22 protein-coding genes are annotated in these 21,519 nt (G+C 42.9%); 6 read left to right on the plus strand and 16 right to left on the minus strand.

The window, feature by feature from the left end:
- Window positions 1–15 precede the first annotated feature (15 nt).
- The 16 genes from dapA to B9N78_RS02190 form a co-directional block, all read right to left on the minus strand.
- On the minus strand, window positions 16–894 hold the full coding sequence (gene dapA / locus B9N78_RS02115) for a 4-hydroxy-tetrahydrodipicolinate synthase (RefSeq protein ID WP_085097634.1): 879 nt from the start codon (window positions 892–894) through the stop codon (window positions 16–18).
- Window positions 895–914: 20 nt separating this feature from the next.
- Window positions 915–1,805, minus strand: coding sequence for a UshA-like (seleno)protein family 2 (locus B9N78_RS02120; RefSeq protein ID WP_420705247.1), 891 nt, complete (start codon window positions 1,803–1,805; stop codon window positions 915–917).
- Entirely contained in the window at window positions 1,805–2,080 is a 276-nt protein-coding gene (locus tag B9N78_RS02125; RefSeq protein WP_031483609.1) for an HU family DNA-binding protein, read from the minus strand. The genes B9N78_RS02120 and B9N78_RS02125 overlap by 1 nt, the downstream gene beginning before the upstream one ends.
- A 95-nt stretch (window positions 2,081–2,175) precedes the next feature.
- A complete protein-coding gene (locus B9N78_RS02130) occupies window positions 2,176–3,000 on the minus strand; it encodes a MinD/ParA family protein (RefSeq protein ID WP_085099246.1) in 825 nt (274 codons plus the stop codon).
- A gap of 16 nt (window positions 3,001–3,016) precedes the next feature.
- On the minus strand, window positions 3,017–3,868 hold the full coding sequence (locus B9N78_RS02135; protein ID WP_085097640.1) for a GGDEF domain-containing protein: 852 nt from the start codon (window positions 3,866–3,868) through the stop codon (window positions 3,017–3,019).
- Window position 3,869: 1 nt separating this feature from the next.
- Window positions 3,870–4,977, minus strand: a protein-coding gene (prfB, locus tag B9N78_RS02140; protein WP_137982472.1) for a peptide chain release factor 2 whose coding sequence is annotated in 2 segments (ribosomal slippage) — window positions 3,870–4,901 and window positions 4,903–4,977 — 1,107 coding nt in all. Because the reading frame shifts where the segments join, the coding sequence is not laid out codon by codon here.
- Window positions 4,978–4,981: 4 nt separating this feature from the next.
- Window positions 4,982–6,526 carry an apolipoprotein N-acyltransferase gene (gene lnt / locus B9N78_RS02145; protein WP_085097642.1) on the minus strand — a complete coding sequence of 515 codons (1,545 nt, stop codon included), beginning with the start codon at window positions 6,524–6,526 and terminating at the stop codon, window positions 4,982–4,984.
- Window positions 6,527–7,345: a hemolysin family protein gene (locus tag B9N78_RS02150; protein WP_085097645.1), complete on the minus strand. Its 819-nt coding sequence runs from the start codon at window positions 7,343–7,345 to the stop codon at window positions 6,527–6,529.
- Between the two features lie 111 nt (window positions 7,346–7,456).
- The gene (locus B9N78_RS02155; protein ID WP_085097648.1) at window positions 7,457–8,503 is read right to left on the minus strand and encodes a PilZ domain-containing protein; all 1,047 of its coding nucleotides are present in this window, start codon (window positions 8,501–8,503) and stop codon (window positions 7,457–7,459) included.
- Window positions 8,504–8,615: 112 nt separating this feature from the next.
- On the minus strand, window positions 8,616–10,499 hold the full coding sequence (gene mnmG / locus B9N78_RS02160) for a tRNA uridine-5-carboxymethylaminomethyl(34) synthesis enzyme MnmG (RefSeq protein ID WP_085097651.1): 1,884 nt from the start codon (window positions 10,497–10,499) through the stop codon (window positions 8,616–8,618).
- Window positions 10,500–10,523: 24 nt separating this feature from the next.
- Window positions 10,524–11,744 (minus strand): M20 family metallo-hydrolase, encoded by a 1,221-nt coding sequence (locus B9N78_RS02165; protein WP_085097654.1) that lies wholly within the window; start codon window positions 11,742–11,744, stop codon window positions 10,524–10,526.
- A gap of 209 nt (window positions 11,745–11,953) precedes the next feature.
- Window positions 11,954–12,244, minus strand: a complete 291-nt coding sequence (locus B9N78_RS02170; RefSeq protein WP_085097656.1) for a PxxKW family cysteine-rich protein — start codon at window positions 12,242–12,244, stop codon at window positions 11,954–11,956.
- A 139-nt stretch (window positions 12,245–12,383) separates the two neighbouring features.
- Window positions 12,384–13,712 (minus strand): amidohydrolase family protein, encoded by a 1,329-nt coding sequence (locus B9N78_RS02175; protein WP_085097659.1) that lies wholly within the window; start codon window positions 13,710–13,712, stop codon window positions 12,384–12,386.
- Between the two features lie 56 nt (window positions 13,713–13,768).
- On the minus strand, window positions 13,769–14,518 hold the full coding sequence (mtnP, locus tag B9N78_RS02180) for an S-methyl-5'-thioadenosine phosphorylase (protein WP_085097662.1): 750 nt from the start codon (window positions 14,516–14,518) through the stop codon (window positions 13,769–13,771).
- A gap of 101 nt (window positions 14,519–14,619) precedes the next feature.
- Window positions 14,620–15,132: an adenine phosphoribosyltransferase gene (locus tag B9N78_RS02185; RefSeq protein WP_085097665.1), complete on the minus strand. Its 513-nt coding sequence runs from the start codon at window positions 15,130–15,132 to the stop codon at window positions 14,620–14,622.
- Window positions 15,133–15,264: 132 nt separating this feature from the next.
- Window positions 15,265–16,575 carry an NCS2 family permease gene (locus B9N78_RS02190; RefSeq protein ID WP_085097668.1) on the minus strand — a complete coding sequence of 437 codons (1,311 nt, stop codon included), beginning with the start codon at window positions 16,573–16,575 and terminating at the stop codon, window positions 15,265–15,267.
- 167 nt (window positions 16,576–16,742) lie between these two features.
- Here B9N78_RS02190 and rsmA point away from each other — a divergent pair, with 167 nt between their 5' ends.
- The 6 genes from rsmA (at window position 16,743) to B9N78_RS02215 (ending at window position 21,486) form a co-directional block, all read left to right on the plus strand.
- On the plus strand, window positions 16,743–17,534 hold the full coding sequence (gene rsmA / locus B9N78_RS02195; protein WP_085097671.1) for a 16S rRNA (adenine(1518)-N(6)/adenine(1519)-N(6))-dimethyltransferase RsmA: 792 nt from the start codon (window positions 16,743–16,745) through the stop codon (window positions 17,532–17,534).
- Window positions 17,535–17,723: 189 nt separating this feature from the next.
- Complete coding sequence (locus B9N78_RS02200) at window positions 17,724–18,056, plus strand: HU family DNA-binding protein (protein ID WP_342743588.1); 333 nt, start codon at window positions 17,724–17,726, stop codon at window positions 18,054–18,056.
- A gap of 15 nt (window positions 18,057–18,071) precedes the next feature.
- Window positions 18,072–18,248, plus strand: a complete 177-nt coding sequence (locus B9N78_RS18095; RefSeq protein WP_170921359.1) for a hypothetical protein — start codon at window positions 18,072–18,074, stop codon at window positions 18,246–18,248.
- A 157-nt stretch (window positions 18,249–18,405) separates the two neighbouring features.
- Window positions 18,406–18,606, plus strand: coding sequence for a 30S ribosomal protein S21 (gene rpsU / locus B9N78_RS02205; RefSeq protein WP_085097677.1), 201 nt, complete (start codon window positions 18,406–18,408; stop codon window positions 18,604–18,606).
- 3 nt (window positions 18,607–18,609) lie between these two features.
- On the plus strand, window positions 18,610–19,053 hold the full coding sequence (locus B9N78_RS02210; RefSeq protein WP_085097680.1) for a GatB/YqeY domain-containing protein: 444 nt from the start codon (window positions 18,610–18,612) through the stop codon (window positions 19,051–19,053).
- A gap of 132 nt (window positions 19,054–19,185) precedes the next feature.
- Entirely contained in the window at window positions 19,186–21,486 is a 2,301-nt protein-coding gene (locus B9N78_RS02215; RefSeq protein WP_085097683.1) for an endonuclease MutS2, read from the plus strand.
- The last annotated feature ends 33 nt before the right edge of the window (window positions 21,487–21,519 follow it).

Here is a 21,519-nt window from a genome sequence, read left to right on the forward strand (position 1 = left end):
CAATAATCTAATTTCTTAGATAATTTTGTTCTTTTTAAGAGCTGTTCTAAGCTCCTGTTCGTGTTCAGCAAGTAGAGGAACAAGAGGGAGTCTGAACGAAGTTTTAAGCTTACCCATCATACCGAGAGATGTTTTAACCGGAATAGGGTTCGTTTCAATAAACATGGCCCTGCTCAGGGGTTGCAGTTTATAATGAAGATCCTTTGCTTTTGCCGTATCTCCGGCGCGATAGGCCGCGCACATGTCTGCCATCATCTTAGGAGCGATGTTTGATACAACGGAAATTGCTCCATGTCCGCCGAGGGCAAGCAGCGGGAGCACAGTAAAATCATCACCTGAGAAAACTATGAATCCTTCCGGGCATTGTTCAATAAGATTCGAACACTGTGTCAGGTTGCCGGTAGCTTCTTTTACACCAATTACATCGGGAACTTCTTTAGCTATTCTTGCAATTGTTTCGGGCATGGCGTTAAGACCTGTTCTTCCCGGTACATTGTAAAGAATAAAAGGCATTGACGCCTCATTGGAAAGAGCTTTGAAGTGTTCAACCAGTCCCTGAGGAGTAGGTTTATTGTAATAAGGAGTGATCTGGAGGGTGGCATCAGCTCCTGCTTTTTTGGCAAGGATTGTAAGGTTTACAGCTTCTTTAGTATTGTTAGAACCCGCGCCGGCTATGACCGGGACACGTCCCTTGGTCTGCTCAACACAGATTCTTATAACCTCACCTTGTTCGTCGTGAGTCATAGTTGCCGCTTCGCCGGTTGTTCCGCATGGAACTAAACCGTCGATACCTTGTTCAATCTGCCATTCGATCAGTTCGCGATACGCGTCCTGATCAATTGCTCCGTCCTTGAACGGAGTCACCAGAGCAGTGAATGCTCCTTGGAAAGTCATTGTTGCCTCCTGAAGGTCATCTATTTATCGTCCGAAATACCTTCAATTAGCTTCAGCACAGTTGGTTCTTCACGAACGTCATCGCGTAGGCTTTGTAGAAACCACCGAATATTCTGGCCAGAAGTCCATTTGAAGTCAGCATCCCGAGACGGCCACTGAAAAATATCAATTCTATTTACAGCTTTTCCTGTTGGGTAGCTGCGGACCCATAATGTTTTACCATTATTGTCAACAGTTCCGGTCATTCCAGGGCCATCTCCGCTTCCAAGAAGAATATCGAGAGGGGACTCTGCAAAAACCGGTGAAGCAAGAAGTGCTTTTTCTCTAAAATATCCCCATGGGCTAAGCCCGATAAGAACATCAGTTTGACTTTTGTATTTTTTAAAAAGTTCTGCTAATTCGGTAATTAATTCGCCTGAGAGATCACTAGTTCCTTTTTCAAGGTAAGGCAATATTATGAATCCGGCTTTTTTACCGTGAGCTAACGTTAAAATTTTTACAGAAGCTTTTTTACAGTTGATCCAGTTTTTGGGGATACCATTTGCTGATCCCTTTAATAAATCAGCCTCAGCGGGGCTGAGGATTCCCAAATCATAATTCATGAATTGGAACGATTTAGAAAGAGCATCCCGTTTATTGTCGGGGATAGCAACGCCGGATGTCGGTAAAAATTCGAAGGCACCGCCAATAAGAAAACTTTCGGGACTCTTAGAGTCTCGAAGATCTTGTAAATAACCAGCCCGCCGGGCCAGTCCACCAAGTGTTTTCCCGCCTCATGACGGACAGGGATTTACTGTTCCGAAAGTGTTGGCAGTGTATGCAATAGACAATACCGCATCCTTGCCAGCATGAGCTTGAAAAGGAAACCCGATGCTGGCAAGGAGGAATAGCACAAATATGTAGGGGCGCATTATCCGTTTAAAAATTCTTTAAGCTCTTTACCTGGACGGAAGAACGGTAGTTTTTTAGGTGTAACGCTGACAACAGAACCGGTTTTAGGATTTCTACCGGTATAGCCTTGATATTCTTTCATTTTAAAACTACCGAAGCCTCTGATTTCAACTCTGTCACCACGGACAAGAGCTTCTTTGATAGCATCTACAAATGCATCAACAATTTCGGAGGACTCGTCTACATGGAGTCCTTTTTCTTCGGCCAGATTCTTGATCAATTCACTTTTGTTCATTGTCCTCTCCCAAGTCGTGTTGAGTGTGACAAGCAGTTTAAAAAAATTATTAACACAACTATGCCGAAAAGTTGTCCTTTTCGTCAAGTTATTTATTAGGCTGATAGAGCCGGGAATTTTTTAATAACTGGCCTGTCACCTAATTTACCCATATTCTCCATCCTGATCTTTTGGATCTTGACAGCGATATTTAAAATATCACGGCTTGCTTCGGATTTCGGAGCATATTTGATAAAGGGTATCTGCCTTCTAACTGCTTCAGTTACTGAAGGATCATAGCGCACAAAGCCTATATTTTTCAACTTAATATTAAGAAATTTTTCACAGGCCATATTTAATCTGTCAAAAGTATCTTTAGCTTCTTTTTCGCTTGTTACTTGATTAACTATTACATTGAAATCACTAACTTTATGCTGAGTGTGAAGAACTTTAATCAAAGCGTAACTATCAGTCAAAGAGGTCGGTTCAGGTGTAATCACTACAAATCTCATTTGCGCAATTGTTGCAAAAGAAAGAACTGTACCGCTTATTCCTGCGCCAAGGTCCATGACTAAATATTGATAACGTCCTACTAATTTGGATAATTTGCTGAAAAGTATTTCCTGCATATCCTCATCCATCTCGACCAGTTCCGGAACGCCTGAAGCGGCGGGAAGAATGTCAAAATTTTTGCCTTTTTCAATAGGGATAACAATCTCTGAGGGTTTTGCGTTGCTGCGAAGCAGATCCTGCATGTTGTTTTCTGGAGAAATCCCTAAGAGAACATCAAGGTTTGCCAAACCTAAATCGCAATCCATAAGAAGGAGGCTGTTTCCACCGGCATTTAGAGCATAAGACAGATTAAGGGATAGGTTGGTTTTTCCAACTCCGCCTTTTCCACTCATTATTGCCATACTTAATGTTTTGTTGGCGTTGATCATTGTTAGTCCTGTCCCTTTATTTTCCAGTGAATAAGAATTTCTTTTCGTCGGCATGAACAAGAGTTTCTCTGGTCACCGATTCATAATCTAAAATATCTGCAGTGCAAATGCGGTCTTTACCCGTATTTTTAGCTTTATAAAGAGCTTTATCAGCTTTCTCAATGAATTCATGCATTCTTAAATTCATCAACCCTTTGTAAGTTGCTAACCCCACAGAACAAGTAACAGAAAATTTTTCTGTGCTGTTAGGCTTTTTAAAGGTCAACTCTCTTGTTTTTTCAAGCAAGCGTTCAACTAACTGCTCAGCTTTATGCTGACCGGCTCCTGAAAGAATAATAGCAAATTCTTCGCCTCCGATTCTGGCAACTAGGTCATATCTGCGAGAGTTGCTGGAGATCATATCGGCCAGATCAATCAGAACTTCATCTCCTTTAAGATGCCCGTAGGTATCATTGACGGCTTTGAAGTTATCAAGATCCAGTATCGCCAGACTGACAGGAGTCTTGTCCCTGCTTGACCGTTCAATTTCCTGATCTAAAGTTTTTTCAAATGCTCTTCGATTTGAAATACCGGTCAGGGGATCATGTTCAGTTTTATACGAAAGAGTCTGTAATACACCTTGGATATGCTTAAGATGCGGTAAACTGTTCTCTTCAAGTGGAATTGTCATCCAGTCATTAAGATCATGTGTTTCTGCAAGAATTTTCCAAGCATTAAGAGTCATGCCGGGGCAAAATCTGAGCACGGCAAGCCCGTCCAGACAGTTTTTACCGAAGCAGACGTTGGTCTCATTGCAGAATCGCTCTCTTACTGAAAGGAGTTCCTCTAAAAGTTCAGCTTCGTTTTCAGCTATATATTCAGCGTTCATATTATCCGCCGTATGCATGAAGCAGGTAATTTCTGACCAAATCATCAAGTTCACCGTCCAGAACAGCTTCAACGTTTCCGTCTTCTGCGCCGCAACGATGGTCCTTAACCAGTCTATAAGGCTGCATTGTATAAGTTTTAATCTGACTTCCCCAAGCAATTGAATCCTTGGTGGAATAGTCAGCTTTTTTACTTTCTTCCTGCTTTTTAAGCTCTCGCTCGTAAAGGCGGGATTTCAAAACTTTCATAGCAGTTTCTTTGTTTTTGAGCTGAGACTTTTCATTCTGGCATTGCACAACGATATTGGTCGGCAGATGTGTTATACGCACAGCTGAGTTCGTTTTGTTGACATGCTGCCCGCCGGGTCCGCTGGCGCGGAAGACATCTAAACGGATATCTTCGTCTTTAACTTCAATTTCAATATCGTGAGAAATTTCAGGATATACATCAACTGAAGCGAAAGAGGTATGTCTTCTGCCGGATGAATCATAGGGAGATATGCGGATAAGGCGATGAATTCCTGCTTCCCCTTTGAGAAAGCCATACGCGTAAAGTCCTTTTACCTGCAGAGTTACGCTTTTAATTCCTGCCTCATCTCCGGGCTGAAGATCAAGATAACTGACTTCCCAATTCCTTTTTTCGCACCAGCGCATGTACATTCTAAGAAGCATTTCAGCCCAGTCCTGAGCTTCAGTTCCTCCGGCTCCGGGATGAATTTCCAAGATGGCGGTACTTTTATCTTCAGGTGCAGATAGAAGTGTGGCAAGTTCTGTCTGCTCGACCATATTAGAAAGTTTTATAAGATTTTCCGACAAAGCTTCCAGAATTTCCTGATCAGGATCTTCACTGGCAAGGGTCAGCCATTCTTCTACATCGTTATGAACCGAGGAAAGATTTTCGTATGAGGTTACTTTTTCTTCGAGAATACTTTTTTCTCGCAGAATAGGAGTAAGGTCATCAGGCTTGTCCCAAGCTCCAGGCTTGCTCAGGTCGTGCTCAATTTCTTCAAGTCGCTCTTTGCATTGAGCGTGGTCAAAGTCTCCCCCAAAGGCTGGAGAATTTACTGTTGCAGTTTACTGCCATGGATTTTAAGTCCGAAAATTGAAGCATGGTCTTACTGTATAATCCTTTTGCGGTTTTTTTTATTAGTTGAACTGACAGGCGCGATAGCTATCCAAATAATGAATAAAAATGTCAGGACTAGCGGTCCGTATGTAATCAATTCATAGTTAGCACTGAAAAAAGTCTTTCCGGTGATCAGTTCAGGATTTGTCAATACTGCTGCATTAACAAACAATCCTGTAGAATCGGTAATATTTCCGAGTGGGTCGATACACGCTGAAATTCCAGTGTTAGTACACCGGATGAGATATCGCCCTTGTTCTACAGCTCTAAGGGAGACTAGTCCCAAATGTTGATACGGGGCAGAAGTTTTGCCGTACCAAGCGTCATTACTTATATTAATCAGCAGGTTTGCACCTTGTGCAACTCTTTCCTGAGCAAGTTCAGGGAAGATTCCTTCATAGCAGATGAGTATCCCCATAGCAAGGTTTCTGCTTATAAGAGGGCTGGTGTCATCCCCAGGGATAAAGTCACCAACACCTTGAACTAATTTATCAATCGGCAAATATTTTTTAAGCGGTATGTACTCACCGAATGGAACCAGATGTGACTTATCATACCAGTCAAGAGTTGTTTTGTGCGGATCAATAAGGAAAGCTCTGTTATATAGCGAAAAAGATCTGGTCTTTGGATGCAGAATATAGCCCGGAGCTCCTGTTAAAAGGGGTGTATCCGACTCTTTCGTAAAATTAACCAGTGTCGCCCGCAATTCGTTTGGGTCTTGTATCTGGAAGGGCATAGCCGTTTCAGGCCAGATAATTAAGTCCGGCTTTGCAGGCAGGCTTTTGCTTAGCCTGATGTACTTATTAAGAGTGGCAACCTGATATTTTGCATCCCACTTTAAGCCTTGATTAATATTTCCTTGAACAATTCCAATAGTAGCATTGCCGGTACTGTGAAGAGTTGAGAATGTTTCAGGAACTGTCCTAAGAACACCCAGCATTACAAGAATTGCCAGAATTCCTACAGACCATGCTTTTGCAAGGTGGGACGTTTTCCATATCAAGATTCCGGTTGTGACGGAGATCAGAAGTCCTGAAAGTCCGTAAGCTCCGACAAAAGCCGCACCTTGAATTGACTGCGGCCAGTATGAAAATGCGGATGAAAAGGTCATCCACGGAAAACCTGTAAAAAAATATCCCTGCGCAAGCTCCATAGTCGACCATAAAACTGCGCTGAAAATACAAAGAAATAAAGGCGGCAGTTTGCGGGAGGCAATGTTCAATATGAGAGTGTAAACTCCATAATAAGCACCGACAGCCATAGCCATAAGAATCGGGCATGGAACTGCGAGGAACCATGAAATGTTGCCGTAAACGCCTATAGGATAGGCAAGCCAGTAAAGGCAGGCAAGGCAGGCGAAGGTTCCTGTGATCCATCCTCTTTTAAGAGCTTCACGCGGTGAGCACTTGGAAAAAGCAATTATTCCGAGAGCCAGCGGGAATCCTAAAGCGGCGGCAGGAAAATGTAAAAAAGGGTTCGCATATCCTATACCTGCACAAAACGTAGCAATTAAAATTGGGAGAATCAGATACATCTAAACGCCTTTTGGAGGTTCAACAAGAATAGAGATTATTTGCTTGGCATCACTTTCATGGATAGTAAATTTGTATCCGGCGAAATCGAGAAATTCGCCGACATTGGGTATTCTGCCCATTAATTCAGACAGATATCCTCCGATGGAATCCACGTGTTCTGAGTCAAGTTCAAGATGCAACTTTTCAGAGACTTCATATAAAGAAACTCTGCCGGAAATCATGAAACTTCCATCATCGCGCTCATAGAAATCTGAGGGGCGCACAGCGTCATACTCATCAGCAATATCGCCTACAATTTCTTCCAGAATGTCTTCCATTGTTATAAGACCTGATGTTCCGCCATATTCATCTTGCAATATAGCCATGTGAACTCTGCCGGATTGAAATTCTTTAAGAAGAGTTTTGATCTGGATATTTTCGGAAACAATAAATGGTTCGCGTAATAAATTTTCCAGTGACTCATCTCTTTTGCAAGCTAAAAGCGGGGCAATAATGTCTTTGGCGTGAACAATTCCGATAATATGATCTTTGGAGTCCATATACACGGGGATTCTTGAATGACAGTGCTCTATTATTTGCTCAGCAACTTCAGTGAGACCACCACTGATTTCAGCACCGATTATATCAGTGCGGGGAATCATTATTTCACTTGCAGTGGTATCTTTGAGTTCAAGAACATTGAGTAACATCGAAACAACTTCGCTTTTTATTTCGCCGTCTTCTCGAGCTTCGAGGATATGTTCTTCGAGAGGTGAGTCTGCTTTTCTAAAGATATTAATTAATTTGGCCCATAATCGGCCCTCAGAACCATCGTCCAAGTGAATTCTCCTGTTTGCAGTTTAAAAATCAGAGTTAAAGTGTTTAAAATAAGTGTTTATTTCTTTAACTAATTATTATGTGGGGTTTGTGTCAACAATCATATGCAATTGTTACAATTGTTCGTTACCTTCTCTATACAGCTCCAGATAAAGGTTGTAAGCCCAGTCATCAATTTCAGAGCTTCCCTTATTTTTGAGTGTGGCCCACTTAGGGTTATGAGTTTTTTCATCGAATCCGGTAAACTGACTTTCAAATGAAAGGCCGATCTGGGCTTTGCCTTGAGTCGGGTCAATGAAAATTCGTCGTATTCGTGTTGTGAATAAGTAACGGATTATTCCTTTGTTTCCGGTGTCTATAATTCCTAGAAGTAAAAGAAAACTTTGTCCCTTGGCTAGCTTAAGATTGATGGCTCTTTTGGCATTCATATGAGTGATTTCTAAAGAAACTCCGCCACCTGAAATATCTATAAGGTTAGTGCTGGAATTTTTTCCTCCCATGTAACCCGGGGAATACTCACCGCTGGTGAGAATAAATTTAAGTCCGGCTTTCATGCCCTGAGTAGAGTCGGGAATAATATTTACATAGTCATAATATCTGGAAGGAGGCGAGACTCTTAAGAATTCTCTTTTTTGAGTCTGTTCAAGAAACTTAGGATATTCAAGGTGGATATAAGTGTAGGAAGAACCTTTTGAGCTGATGTCGGTGACAACCGAAGTAAATCGATAAAAAATAACCAAACCGGCTTGCTTGGTAGGAACGTGAAAGAAGCCGTCTACTTGACGTCCTATCCAAGATTTACCGATTCCATCATGACTCGGCAATTCCAGCATAAGTTCATTAGTAATCTCAGAAATAGCGCATGGAATTGTTTTTCTTTTTTCCGATTTTGAATGAAAGCTTACTTCGATTTTAGAACGGTATACCAGTGCGGTTTCAAAAATTTTGGATATCTTTTTTTTATCGATCACCCAGCTTGGAGGAATCGGATTGAGTCTTTTTTTCAGCTGTTGATTATTATACCAAAGTACAGCTCCGGCAAGCAACGCCATGCAAAAACTCACAAAGAGGAGCGTGTTGATTGTCTGCTGCGGAAGACCTGTTTCTCCGAATCCACGGAGAACTTTGTATAGATATTCTTGATCGACTGCGGCTTGCATTCTCGGCCTTTAGATTAAAGATGACTAGAGATTTTTATTACTTATACTTTTTTTTAAACCATTTGGAAAGTAGTGAGAACTCATTTTCTGGCAGTATAAGATTGAATCTTTTTTAGATTGCTCCGATTTTTTTCAGGTGAATTTCTATAGAAGATATCGCCGCAGGAGTTATCCCTGAAATTCTGCTGGCTTGCCCAAGGGTTAGGGGACGAATTGCAGTAAGTTTCTCTACTCCTTCTCGCGTCAGCCCTGCAACTTCAGAATAATTTACATTATTTGGTATTGTTATTGACTCTTTTTTGCGGAATTTATCAACAAGTTCCTGCTGCCTGACAAGGTATCCTTCATATTTAACCTGTGTTTCAGCTTCTAGAAGAATTTCTTCAGAGAAGGTCTCTATCGCAGGCCAAAGTTCTGTTATGTCATGAATAGTCAGTTCCGGCTGGCGAAGCAGTGTTGCGAGGGGAACGGATTTCCCGGGAGCTGTTCCGCCGATTTTATTAATTATCTCGCATGTTGCTGTGTCCGGTTTTATGCGGATGGAGTTTAAACCTTTTATCGCATCATCAAGACCTTTCTTTTTACAACTGTACATTTCCCACTGCGCATCGCCGACAAGTCCGAGTTCTCTGCCGATTGCGGTGAGTCTTTGGTCAGCATTTCCTTCTCTAAGGAGAAGTCTGTATTCAGCGCGGGAGGTGAACATGCGGTATGGTTCTTGAGTCCCTTTTGTGACCAGATCATCAATAAGGACCGCAATGTATGCCTGATCGCGTGAAAGCACGAAAGGAGGACGGCCTGTCAGCGAACAGAATGCGTTAATGGCGGCCCAGATACCCTGTGCAGCAGCTTCTTCATAACCGGATGTACCGTTAATCTGTCCGGCTAGAAACAGTCCGGGCAGAGTTTTTGTTTCAAGCGTAGGTAGAAGCTGTGTAGGCGGAACAAAATCGTATTCAATGGCATACCCCGGTCTGACAATCTGAGCCTGCTCGAGACCTACAATAGAATTGATCATTCTTTTTTGTATATCCAGAGGCAAGCTGGTAGGAATACCGCTCGGATAAATTTCCGGGCTTTCAAGTCCTTCCGGTTCAAGGAAAATCTGATGTCTCCCTTTTTCGGGAAATCTGGCAACTTTATCTTCAATTGAAGGGCAGTAACGAGCTCCGGTTCCTTTGATTATACCCGTAAACATGGGAGATCTTTCAAAACCGCTGCGAATAGCTTCGTGAGTCTGCTCGTTGGTGTAAGTTATGTGGCAGGGGACCTGCGCAAGATTTATTTTTTCAGTTCTAAAGCTGAACGGAAGCGGCGGGTTGTCTCCGTATTGAACTTCAAGTTTGTCAAAGTCGATTGAATCTTTGAGCAGTCTTGGAGTCGTTCCGGTTTTAAGACGGCCCAGAGTTAAACCTGCTTCTTTAAGTGATGCTGACATGCCTTCGGCGGCTGGGTCACCCATTCTTCCGCCGCTGAAATGTTCAAGGCCGATATGAATAAGTCCTTGCAAAAAAGTTCCGGTGGTCAGCAGTACAGCTTTTGATTTAAATCTTTCGCCGATTTTAGTCACGACTCCGCCGGCTTTGCCGTCTTCAATAATCAAGGTTTCAGCAGTGTCCTGTCTCACCCATAAGTTTTCTTGCGCAAAAATATCTTTTTGAACAACCCGCATATATTCATTGCGGTCCATTTGGGCTCGGCTGGCTCTTACTGCCGGACCTTTGCGTGTGTTAAGCGTACGAAACTGAATACCTGCTTTATCAGACCACAGCCCCATATATCCACCGAGGGCATCGATTTCTTTGACCATATGTCCTTTGGCCAGTCCGCCGATAGCCGGATTGCAGGATAGATGCCCGATTCTATCAACGTTGATAGTGAGCAAAAGAGTTTTGAGGCCGAGAGTGGAAGCTGCCATGGCTGCTTCACAACCGGCATGACCGGCTCCTGCTACTATAAGGTCGAATACATCCGGTGTGGGCTGTTTTCTAATCATTCTGATTTCTACTGCTTAATGCAATTAAAAGGGGAGGAGAACCATAACTTTTGCGTCGCCGAGAGTATTGGACAGAGATCCTTTTTCATTAGGCTGATGAGCCTGATTGAGAAGGGTTGACCATACAACGGCCTGATAACCGCGTTCACGTAAATGTGCTGCAACCGTTCCGCCGCCGATTCCGCGAGGGGTCGCGTCGACTCCATATACTTCTTTGATTGCGAATATTGTTTTTTCTACAATTTCAGCGTCGACGGGGGTCTGCGGTACTGCTTGGTGTTTGTTGTCTATTTCAACAGTGACCTTCACGCCGAATTCTTCTGCTACATAGTTACCCATCCCTTCAACCTGTTCAATAACATCTTCCAAGTCGTAGGTCGGGAGCACTCTGCAATCGATGTAGAAAACGTCTTTTCCGGGCAGCGTGTTAACATTTTCAACGTTTGCTTCTTTTTTCGTAGGAACGAAAGTTGAGAATGGAGGAGAGAAAAGTTCATCCTGATCATCAAACTGGAAATGAAGTTCAGGAATTTCAACAATCATTGCAGCTGCTGCGACAAGGGAGTTTACGCCATATTCAGGTGTAGATGCGTGGCACTGTTTACCTTCTACGGTAACTTTCAGCCATAAAGTACTTTTTTCAGAAATTTCTACCATGCTTGAATCCGGTTCGCCGAAATCAGGAACAAGGAAAAGGTCTTTTTTCTTAAACAAATTTTCATGTTCTTTGAGCATGAAATCAAGACCGTGTTCGCTTCCGGTTTCTTCGTCTGAAACAAAGATTAAACCGACGTTACAACCCGGAGTCACTCCGCATTCTTTTAAAGCTCGAGCTGCAATAATGGAGCTTACTAAACCTTGGTGATTATCTTCGGTTCCGCGTCCATATATGGCATCTCCATCCTGAACAAGTGTAAACGGATCAGTGTTCCAAAGACTTAAATCTCCGACCGGAACAACGTCCATGTGCGAAATAATCCAGAGTGTTTTGGAGCTGTTCTGTCCGGGAATAATCGTTACAAGATTCGGCCTGTAGCCGCATTCAACCCTGTCGTCAGGAGAATTGTAAGATTTAACTTCGTCAAAACCGTGCTCTTTGAGATAGGAGGTGAGATAATCAGCTTTATCCTTTTCTCCCTTCCCGTTATTTGCAGGGCCGATTGCAGGAATTGAAACCAATTTTGTGTGGAGTTCAAGAGCGTCATCTTTCAATGAATCGATTTTAGATAGAAGTTGACCGGGCATTAGTTTCTCCAGTTTTTAATCTGAATTTACGGTTATTATTAAAAAGTGAAAAAGTCCGGATAATTTCTATACGGACATGCTAATAAAAAGAGCCGGAACGAGTCCGGCTCCCTTAATACACGAATATACCATCGTGAGAAACAATTTGGGATTGTTTCTTAGGTAGGTAAGATTAACGACTTGCCTAGAAAGGCAGAGCTGGCTGATTACTACCGGCCGCGTGCTGCACGCTTGGAAGCTTTAAGTGGGTTAACCTTAACTTTACCTTCTTTGTCAACTCCTGCGCGAGCATGAGTTGCGAAGTTACATACGCCGTGTCCCCATTTTTTTGCAGGCTGAGCGTAGCATGGGCAGTAGTTTTTGCTGTCAAAATCAACAGCACGTTCGCATCCTTCACACTGTTCGACAACAGGTTCCAAGATGGTTCCTTTGAATAACAGACCTTCTGCAGTCATTTCAGCACCGTCAAGCACGTGAAATTTAACATTCTTTTTAGACATGTAGCGCCTCCTGTTTGGCAAGTCGCTTGCGTACAAGCGTTTTTATGTAATATTTATATTGAAAAGCACAATTCCCTATGCAGTGTTACCCTATGTTGTCAAGGAAAAAACTGCTTAAAATTGGCTGTAGCATCATCAACTAATGTTTTTTAAGTCTGCTTAAGGCCCATTTCACGGCCTTTTCAGCTTCATGAGAGATTGTTTCGACATCACACGTAAAATGTTTCCCGTTTTGATAAAGGACCTTTCCGTCACAGATTGTGAGGTTCACATCCTGAGCTCCGGCGGAGTATACAATGTGGGAAAGGGGATTGTATACTGGTTTTAGGTGCAATTTGTCCATATCAATGGCTATAATATCCGCCCTCATTCCGGCTTTAATGATTCCGGTGTCGGTTAATCCCAGAAATTTAGCTCCATTAACAGTTGCCAGATCAAGAGCCGTCTGGGCCGGTATTGCCGTAGGATCTTGAAGGATACCTTTTTGAAGCAATGAAGCTGTTCGCATTTCTTCAAACATGTTCAGATCATTATTGCTGGCTGCTCCGTCTGTGCCGAGCCCGACAGTGATGCCGGAACTGAGCAACTTCGTCAAAGGGCAAATACCTGATCCAAGTTTAAGATTGCTCTGAGGGTTGTGCGATATCATTGCTCCGCTTGCGCTTATCTGCTTAATTTCCTGTTCCGTCACATCAACGCAGTGATGAATTCTGGTTCGTGGAGTCAGTAAGCCGTTATCGCATAAAACTTCAAGAGGTCTTTTGTCGAATTTTTTTGAAGTCAGCTCTGTCTCTGCAACGGATTCAGCGCAGTGAATCTGCCACAGCACATCAAGTTTTTCCGCCAGTTCCATACTTTCAATCAACTGATCCGGAGTTGTTGTAAAAACCGCGTGGGGAGTTATTGAAGTGGTTATCCTGTCGTGTAACAAGAACCGTTCATGCAAACCTTCAATTGTTTCCCATGCCTGTTTTGCTGTTTTAAAGAAGGGGGAAGGGAATTCGAAAAACCCCTCTCCTAAAACTGCTTTAATGCCTGATTCGTCAACGGCTTTCCCTACAACGTCTTCGAACATATAGCCGTCCAGAAAAGCTGTTGTTCCACCTGCTATCATTTCTGCGCAGCCAAGCAGGGCTCCCAGTTCAACAAGTTCTTTATTAAGTCCAGCTTCAATGGGGAAGATGTATTCATGCAGCCATGTGAGCAGCGGGAGATCGTCTGCTACGCCTCTCATCAGAGTCATTGGAACATGAGTGTGCGAATTGATCATTCCGGGCATTATAATAGAATTCCCGACGTCCAGCGTTTTTGAGCTGTTCCATTTCAGGTCTATATCAGCTTTAGTCCCAACATCAGCGATGATCTTTCCTGTCACAGCAATTGCGCCGTCAGTTAGTATGGAACGATTTTCATCCTGTGTAAGAATGTTGGAACCGTAAATGATCAGGTCACATTTCTGAGGAGACATACAATGTATTTCCTTAAATTATCGCAAAGCCATCTGAGTACTAGGCCGGATTAATATCAGCCGAGTTTTTCAATAGTTTTAATCAGCATTGAAGTAACTTTCTGGGCATTTTCCTGAAAAATCTTAAGAATGTCATCCCATGTGACAGGATCTTCATCAGTCTTCCAGCAGTCATAATCCGTGGACATGGCAACTGCGGCGTAAGGAACTCCCGCTTCGTTTGCTAGAATAGCTTCAGGAGCTGTACTCATATTGATAATGTCCGCTCCCCACGCTCTGTACATATGGGATTCAGCACGTGTTGAGAATCTTGGACCTTCGATAGTAACAACAGTCCCTTTGTCATGAACTGTAATACCTAGATCTTGGCAGGACTTGATCATTTTCTCGCGCAGAAAACTGTCGAAAGGTTCAGCCATCGGAGTATGCGCAGGGGCGTGCGGCTCAAACGACTCAAAAAAAGTTGTATCGCGCTTGCGGGTAAAATCTATAAATTGATCGATGATAACCAGATGTCCGCGATCAATTTCTTCACGTAATGATCCTACAGCTGTGGTTGCAAGAATGTAGTCGCATCCGAGGTCTTTCAGGGTTTGAATATTTGCTCTGTTATTTACATACGTAGGCGGGATAGTGTGCTCTCTGCCATGACGGCCTATAATATGAACTTCTGTTCCGGAAATAGTACCGGATTTTACGGGAGAGCTTGGTTTTCCCCATTTGTTAGAAACAATGGAGTCTTTAGCATTTTTAATAATATCGGGATTATCCAGTCCACTGCCGCCGATTATTCCGATTACTGCCATTTTGTTTCTTCCCTGATTAACAAATATTTAAGTTTGTGATGATCAAAAAAAACTCCTTTTTACCGTATGATCGGTAAAAAGGAGTTTTTAATAATAGTATTTTACAGCTTCAGCAGGTGCGAGTTGGCAATGCCTTTAAGTCTGCCTGCACCGTCCAGAAAACCTAGTTCAATCAGAAAGCCGATCCCGGAGACGATTCCGCCTGCTTTTTCGACTAATTTGACCATGCCTTCTGCTGTTCCGCCTGTTGCCAGAACATCATCAATAAGCAGCACGTTTTCACCTTTGGCAATAGCATCAACGTGCATGCAAAGGCTGTCAGATCCGTATTCAAGGTCATAACTGACTGATATGGTGTCATAAGGCAGTTTGCCGGGTTTGCGGATAGGTACAAAGCCGATTCCGAGTTTATAGGCCAATGGTGCGCCGAAAATAAACCCTCTTGCTTCGGCTGCAGCTATTTTGTCTGCTTTGTATTCGCTGAAACGTTCAGCCATCATGTCGATGGTATATTGAAAAACTTTCGGGTCAGCCAAAAGCGGGGTAATGTCAAAATATACGATGCCTTCTTTAGGGAAATTAGGCACATCGCGGATATGATCCCTTAAATTCATGAACTTCCTCCATCCTGTGGAATTTGATATTTATGAAGTGGAATTAGATGCTTTCATAAAAGTTGTCAAAGGTAGAAATTGAACATCTTATAAGCAATCAAATCCCAGCATAGGAGTCACTTAACTTTTAAATTAATGGGGACATGTCAGAAAGAATAAGACTGACAGAAAGCAAAGCATCCACATTCCGGCGGATATCTCATTTATTTTTCCGGTTACGGTTTTCATGAACGGGTATGCTATGAATCCGGCGGTCATCCCTGTTCCAAGGTTATATGTGAAGCTCATTAAAGCTATAACTAAAAATGCCGGAACAAGTTCTGACATGTCTTCAACTTCAAGATCCTTGCATGGAGCAATCATGAGCATACCGACAATAATTAGGCTTGGTCCATATGCGCATGGCGGAATAGTAGTCAGGATCGGTTCTAAAAATAGGGCGGCCAGAAACAGCAGGGCTGTTGTCACTGCGGTTAAGCCTGTTCTGCCTCCAGCCTCGATTCCTGTAGCTGATTCAACAAATACTCCGGCTGTTGAAGTGCCGAGCAAGGCGGCAAGTACAGTTGTCAGTGCATCAACTAAGAGCGGTTTTTCGATCTCCGGTAAGTCTCCGTTTTCATCCAGAAGTCCTGCATGGTGCGATACCGCATAGAGAGTTCCCATTGTGTCCAGAAAATCTAAAATGAAAACTGTCAAAATGACTGATATAAATCCCCATGTGAACGTTCCGGTGATATCGAGCTGTAAAAATGTAGGTTCAAGTGACGGTGGCATGCTGAAGAATGATGTCGGCGGTGTGGATATTCCTAAGAAGAAGGCTGCGATTGTTGTCGCGATAATACCGATAATGATGGCACCGTTGATTTTTCTGGCCATAAGCATGGCCATAAGGAAAAAGCAGCCTATGGCAAGAAGTGTGGACGGATTTGAGATATTTCCAAGATGGATAGGAGCACCGGGAACACCTATTGAGACGATTCCTGTTGTGTTAAGTCCGATGAAAGTAAGGAAAAGCCCTATTCCAACCACGAAAGCATTTTTTAAATTCTTAGGAATTGCCGAAATCATCCATGATCTGATGCCTGTTGCTGTAAAAATTACAAACAGAACACCGCCGATAAAAATTGCACCGATGGCAGTCTGCCAACTGTAGCCCATAACTTTTACAACCGTGAAGGCTATAAAAGCATTCTCACCCATATACGGCGCAACGGCGAATGGCCTTTTAGCATAAAGTCCCATCGCCATTGTTCCGAAAAAAGCACTGATGATTGTGGCAACCATGCTCGGGCCGAAGGGGATACCGGCCGCTTCGAGAATTTTGGGGTTGACGATAATAATATAAGCCATCGTGGCAAATGTTGTCATGCCGGCTATTATTTCACGGCTGATAGTTGAGCCGTGTTCTTCTATTTTAAAGTAGTTGTTAAGACAGTTTTTCATGAAATATCTCCCGATACGTAAATTTGAAGTTTCTATAGCAACTTAATAAGCGGTTGGACAAGTAGTCTTTCCGGGGTGCAACCTAAAGCTTGCGGAATGTGGGCGCATAAAGGTATGGTCCTTTTTTTTAAAGCTGTCAGAAGTAATTATTTTTAAATGGAGTTTTTGTGGAAGTCAGACATAAGGCTAAGAAGAGTTTAGGTCAGAATTTTTTACAAGATGATAATATAGCACGTAAAATTGTGGACAGTCTTAAGATTTCAGAAAAAGATTCTGTCCTTGAGATCGGCCCCGGTCAGGGAGCATTGACTAAGCATATACTGGAAGCCGCCCCTAAAAAGCTGGTACTGATCGAGAAGGATAGATACCTAGCACCTGCGCTTGCAGAAGAGTATCCGACCGCTGAAGTTATCCAGGAAGATGCTTTGAAATTTGTATGGGAAGATCTTGATCCTTCCGAGAATTGGAAAATTGTCGGAAATCTGCCGTACAATGTAGCCTCTAAACTTATGTGGGATATTGCAGCCAAGAGTCCTGCTGTGAATTGTGTTTTTATGGTTCAGCACGAAGTCGGACTTAGAATCACTGCTGAACAAGGCTCAAAAAAGTATGGAGGGATCAGTGCATGGATACAAAGTTTTTGTCAGACCCAGTATCTTTTTCAAGTTCCTCCGACAGTTTTTAAGCCGAAACCGAAAGTAGACTCCGCAGTAATAAAATTTTATTTGCGCCCTGATTTAGAAAAACCCAGTGATCCTGAGGGGCTTGCAAGAGTAATAAAATTCTGTTTCCAGTTCCGTCGAAAGCAGCTCGGTAAGATACTGAAATCATTCATTTCTGATTCTTTGCTGCAGTGGATGGAAGAAGAGGGTATTTCACTCAAAGATCGGCCAGAAGCCTTGTCACCTGTACAGTTTCAAGGATTATATAATTGCATTAAAAACGATTTTCCCTCTTGACTTGTTGGCTAAAATTTTGTTTTAGATTTTCATCAAGGTTCGACATGGCAAATTTCCTCAGAGTGATACTGATTTTGGGGGTGGGTTATTTGTAGCGTTCGAACTTGAATGATGGATGTGAGATTTAGTGTCTCTTATGTATCACTCGGCTAAGATTTTGAACCAAACTCTCGCACTTACGCGAGGTCAATGGCAGACGTCGATGAGTGCGTCGCAATAATTAATTTCCGTTTTAAGGAGGAAGGACAGATGACAAAGGCTGAATTAGTAGTTAAGATAGCTGAAAAAGCTGGTATGACTAAAGCAGACGCTGAGCGTTGCCTTAATTATTTTCTCGACACCGTTGAAGAAACTCTCGTAAGCGAAGGTAAACTTACTCTTACGGGTTTCGGAACCTTTCAGGTAGATGAAAGAAAAGAACGTGTCGGCCGTAATCCCCGTACAGGTGATGAAATTAAAATTCCTGCTTGCAAAGTTGTTAAATTCCGTCCAGGAAAATTGTTGAAAGACGCTGTAAAATAATAAAGGAGATCAATAATGTTGCATGGTGAAACCGTACATAGTCCACTTCCTATGGATCTTCCTTGGTGGCAACCTGATCACTTTATTTTCTTCGGTGTTCTTTATGCCGTTCTTGCTATCCTCGGCGCAGGCCTTGCGTACTGCGTAGTGAAAGCTTGGATGGACTCAAAAGATCAAGCAGCTCATAACTAGTCCTTTCATCTTTTGTTTTTTATGTTCAGCATCTTGCTTTAGGTGCTGAACATTTTTTATTGCAGTAAGGCTTGACTTTACTGTGTTTATGGTTGTACAAGATTTCTCTTCCGCATCTTTCTTTTAAGTGCGAGATCTACGTAGGGGGGTGATTTGATTGCCCGGTGTATACCTTGAAGATTCTGATAATTTCGAAATAGCTCTTCGCCGTTTTAAAAAACAGGTTGAAAAAGCTGGAGTTCTTTCCGAACTCAAAAAACGTCAGCACTATGAAAAACCTAGCGTACAGCGTAAAAAGAAAAAAGCTGCAGCTCGCAAAAGGTTAATCAAAAAAATGCGCAAAATTTCAATGGGTTAATATATGACTCTCATTGAGCAGATTGATAAAGACTATATCGCGGCTTATAAAGCCAAAGATGATGTTAAAAAGGCTGTTTTGAGGCATCTCAAAACAGCTATTAAAAATCGCATGGTTGACGGCGGTGGTACTATCACCGACGAAGATGTGCTTGATCTTGTTGCAAAGCAGATTAAGCAGCGCAAGGACTCTATTGATCAGTATGAAAGTGCCGGTCGTCCTGAACTTGCAGAGAAAGAGGCTGTAGAAATTGTTGCCCTTTCAAGCTACATGCCACCCGAGCTTTCCCCTGAGGAACTCGAGGCTGCAGTAGATAAGGCAATTGCCGAACTCGGAGCATCTTCTATCAAGGATATGGGCAAAGTAATGCAAGCCATTACCGCAGCTCATAAAGGACAGTTTGACGGAAAAGTTCTTAGCGGACTTGTACGTTCACGTCTTTCCTGATCTCGACCTGCTTTAATTAGTATTTAACGGCAGGCCCCGGATTTATTCCGGGGCTGTTCTGCCGTTTTTTCCGTATTGGTCCCTGAGATTTCAGGATTATGTTGATCACCTCTCAATCCCACTGGAATCCAAATGGAGCCGAGATCTCTTCAATTACTTGAGTTTCCAAAGATTCTCAAAGTACTATCAAATTTCACTGTGTCTTCTTCCGGAGCTCAGTCATGCCTTAATCTTTCTCCAATGCAAGAAGCCGATGCAATCAATTCCGCGGCCCGCTTTTTCAGGCAAGGGCATAATTTTTCTAAGGAAACAGGGTTCAGGCTTAGTGTATTTCCCCCTCTCGAAGGGCTTTTCAAATTCCTAATCAAGCCGGCGAATATTCTTGATACTGATGCACTTTTTGCACTTGTTCAAACCCTTGGACAAACTCGCTTACTTAAAGAAGCTCTTTCGATTGCTGAAAAACGAGAGTGGGATTCTATAGTTGATTTTTTAGATGGAATAGACTGGCCTGAAAAAACATTTTCCGGTTTGAAACGTTGTATTGATCCTGATGGAAATATCCGTGACGAAAGTTCACCGGAACTTTATGATGTCAGGCGGTCTCTCAGAGGACTTTATCAGCGTTGTTCAAAAAAAGTGCGGGATTACATTCACGGTGAAGACATAAGTCGTTTTATGCAGGACGACTTCATGACTATTTCATCTGATCGTTATGTTCTGCCGCTAAAAGCTAATTTTAAAGGTCGATTGCAGGGTATTATTCACAGTTATTCAAATACCGGTGAAACCTGTTATTTCGAACCGTTATTTCTTGTTGAGCTTAACAACACCATGCAGGAGCTCAAGCAAAATGAAAGACAGGAAGAACTGAAGATCCTGACTTATCTCACCGGACTTGTCCGTGGCGAACTTGCAGAATGTGAAGCTGCATATAATTTTCTTGTTGATTACGATGTACTTCAGGCAAAAATTAATTTTGCAGAAGCCCTAGGTGCTGTTGCTGTTGATGTTGAAGCAGGCGCAGGGTTTAATTTGAAAGGAGCCCGCCATCCGTTGCTTGTGGCTGCGGACATGGGCGTGCATCCGCTAAATGTTGAGCTCCCTGCTGATCAGCGTGTACTTATTATCAGCGGTGGTAATGCCGGTGGTAAAACTGTCTGCCTTAAAACTGTCGGCATTCTGGCCGCTATGGCATTCAGCGGAATCCCGGTAACTGTTGAAAAGGGTTCAATACTGCCTCTTTTCAAAGAAATTTTTGTTATTATCGGTGATGAACAGTCACTTGAGGAAAACGTAAGTACTTTCTCAGCGCAAATTCAGTCTATCAGCAGAATCTGGGATTCAATGGATTCATCCACTTTATTTATTCTGGATGAATTCGGGTCCGGAACTGATCCGGCACAGGGCGCGGCATTGGCTCAGGCTGTTGTTGATGGTTTGCTTGAGAATAAAGTTACCTGTTTTGCAGCAACCCATTTTCCTGCTCTTAAAACTTATGCCCTTGTTACCGAGGGAGTCAGGGCTGCCAGTGTTCTCTTTGATCCGGGAACTAAAAAACCATTGTTCAGAATTGCTTACGATCAGGTCGGAGCATCTATCGCACTTGATGTTGCGCGTGAGCATGGTTTTCCTGAATCTTTGATCTCCAAAGCTGAACAATATCTGCTTATGGAGGGTTCTGAAACCGGTTCGATTATGTCTCGGTTGAATGAACTTGCTGTCACCAGAGAACTTGAGCTGGATGAGCTGACTAAGGAACGTGAGAAACTTCGCATTAAACGTGATAAGCTCGAAGTGCGTTTTGAAAAAGAACGTATTGCTGTTTTGCATGAAGTTAAAGCTCAAGCTCAAACGGTTTTGAAAGAGTGGCAGGATGGAAAGGTTGGACGTAAAACAGCCTTAAAAAAACTTGCTGAAGCCCGTGAAAAAATCGGTGGCGGTAACTATGCTAAAACCGAAGCTAAGGCTTTTTCATACTCTGATATCGAAGTCGGTTCAGATATTTTAAATATCAATTGGGACCGCAAGGGTATTGTTTTAGAGAAAGATGACCGAAAGAAAAGGGTGAAGGTTGATATGGACGGCGTGGCAATGTGGATGCCTGCCGACCAGCTCGGGCCTGTAAACAAATCCGGTCAGATTTATCGTCAGCCGGTAGCTTCAGTTGAAGTTTCTTCGCGTGGAGATATGTCTCTTAAGGTTGACCTACGCGGAAAACGTGCTGATATAGCAATAAGTGAGCTCGGAAAATTTTTCGATCAGGCGTTACTGCGCGGCGCAACAACAATTGAAGTTGTTCATGGCCGCGGTACAGGGGCGCTGAGGCGTGAGGTTCATATTTTTCTGGATGAAAATCCGTTGGTTGCAAGTTATGCTCTCGCTCCGGAAGATCAGGGCGGGGACGGCATGACTTTGGTCGAATTGGTTTAGTGCAAACCTGTTTCTGCCGTGTTATGCAGAATT

It is taken from the genome of Desulfovibrio gilichinskyi, assembly GCF_900177375.1.
Lineage (GTDB): Bacteria > Desulfobacterota > Desulfovibrionia > Desulfovibrionales > Desulfovibrionaceae > Maridesulfovibrio > Maridesulfovibrio gilichinskyi.

Coding starts and splice junctions, on each gene's coding strand:
- B9N78_RS02185 (WP_085097665.1), bottom strand. CDS start 15,132: ATGAATTTAAGGGATCATATCCGCGATGTGCCTAATTTCCCTAAAGAA.
- B9N78_RS02165 (WP_085097654.1), bottom strand. CDS start 11,744: ATGCCCGGTCAACTTCTATCTAAAATCGATTCATTGAAAGATGACGCT.
- B9N78_RS18095 (WP_170921359.1), top strand. CDS start 18,072: ATGTTGCATGGTGAAACCGTACATAGTCCACTTCCTATGGATCTTCCT.
- B9N78_RS02200 (WP_342743588.1), top strand. CDS start 17,724: ATGGCAGACGTCGATGAGTGCGTCGCAATAATTAATTTCCGTTTTAAG.
- B9N78_RS02155 (WP_085097648.1), bottom strand. CDS start 8,503: ATGCAAGCCGCAGTCGATCAAGAATATCTATACAAAGTTCTCCGTGGA.
- B9N78_RS02170 (WP_085097656.1), bottom strand. CDS start 12,244: ATGTCTAAAAAGAATGTTAAATTTCACGTGCTTGACGGTGCTGAAATG.
- mtnP (WP_085097662.1), bottom strand. CDS start 14,518: ATGGCAGTAATCGGAATAATCGGCGGCAGTGGACTGGATAATCCCGAT.
- B9N78_RS02125 (WP_031483609.1), bottom strand. CDS start 2,080: ATGAACAAAAGTGAATTGATCAAGAATCTGGCCGAAGAAAAAGGACTC.
- B9N78_RS02135 (WP_085097640.1), bottom strand. CDS start 3,868: ATGAACGCTGAATATATAGCTGAAAACGAAGCTGAACTTTTAGAGGAA.
- B9N78_RS02130 (WP_085099246.1), bottom strand. CDS start 3,000: ATGATCAACGCCAACAAAACATTAAGTATGGCAATAATGAGTGGAAAA.
- B9N78_RS02215 (WP_085097683.1), top strand. CDS start 19,186: ATGGAGCCGAGATCTCTTCAATTACTTGAGTTTCCAAAGATTCTCAAA.
- B9N78_RS02175 (WP_085097659.1), bottom strand. CDS start 13,712: ATGTCTCCTCAGAAATGTGACCTGATCATTTACGGTTCCAACATTCTT.
- lnt (WP_085097642.1), bottom strand. CDS start 6,526: ATGTATCTGATTCTCCCAATTTTAATTGCTACGTTTTGTGCAGGTATA.
- B9N78_RS02190 (WP_085097668.1), bottom strand. CDS start 16,575: ATGAAAAACTGTCTTAACAACTACTTTAAAATAGAAGAACACGGCTCA.
- dapA (WP_085097634.1), bottom strand. CDS start 894: ATGACTTTCCAAGGAGCATTCACTGCTCTGGTGACTCCGTTCAAGGAC.
- mnmG (WP_085097651.1), bottom strand. CDS start 10,499: ATGATTAGAAAACAGCCCACACCGGATGTATTCGACCTTATAGTAGCA.
- B9N78_RS02210 (WP_085097680.1), top strand. CDS start 18,610: ATGACTCTCATTGAGCAGATTGATAAAGACTATATCGCGGCTTATAAA.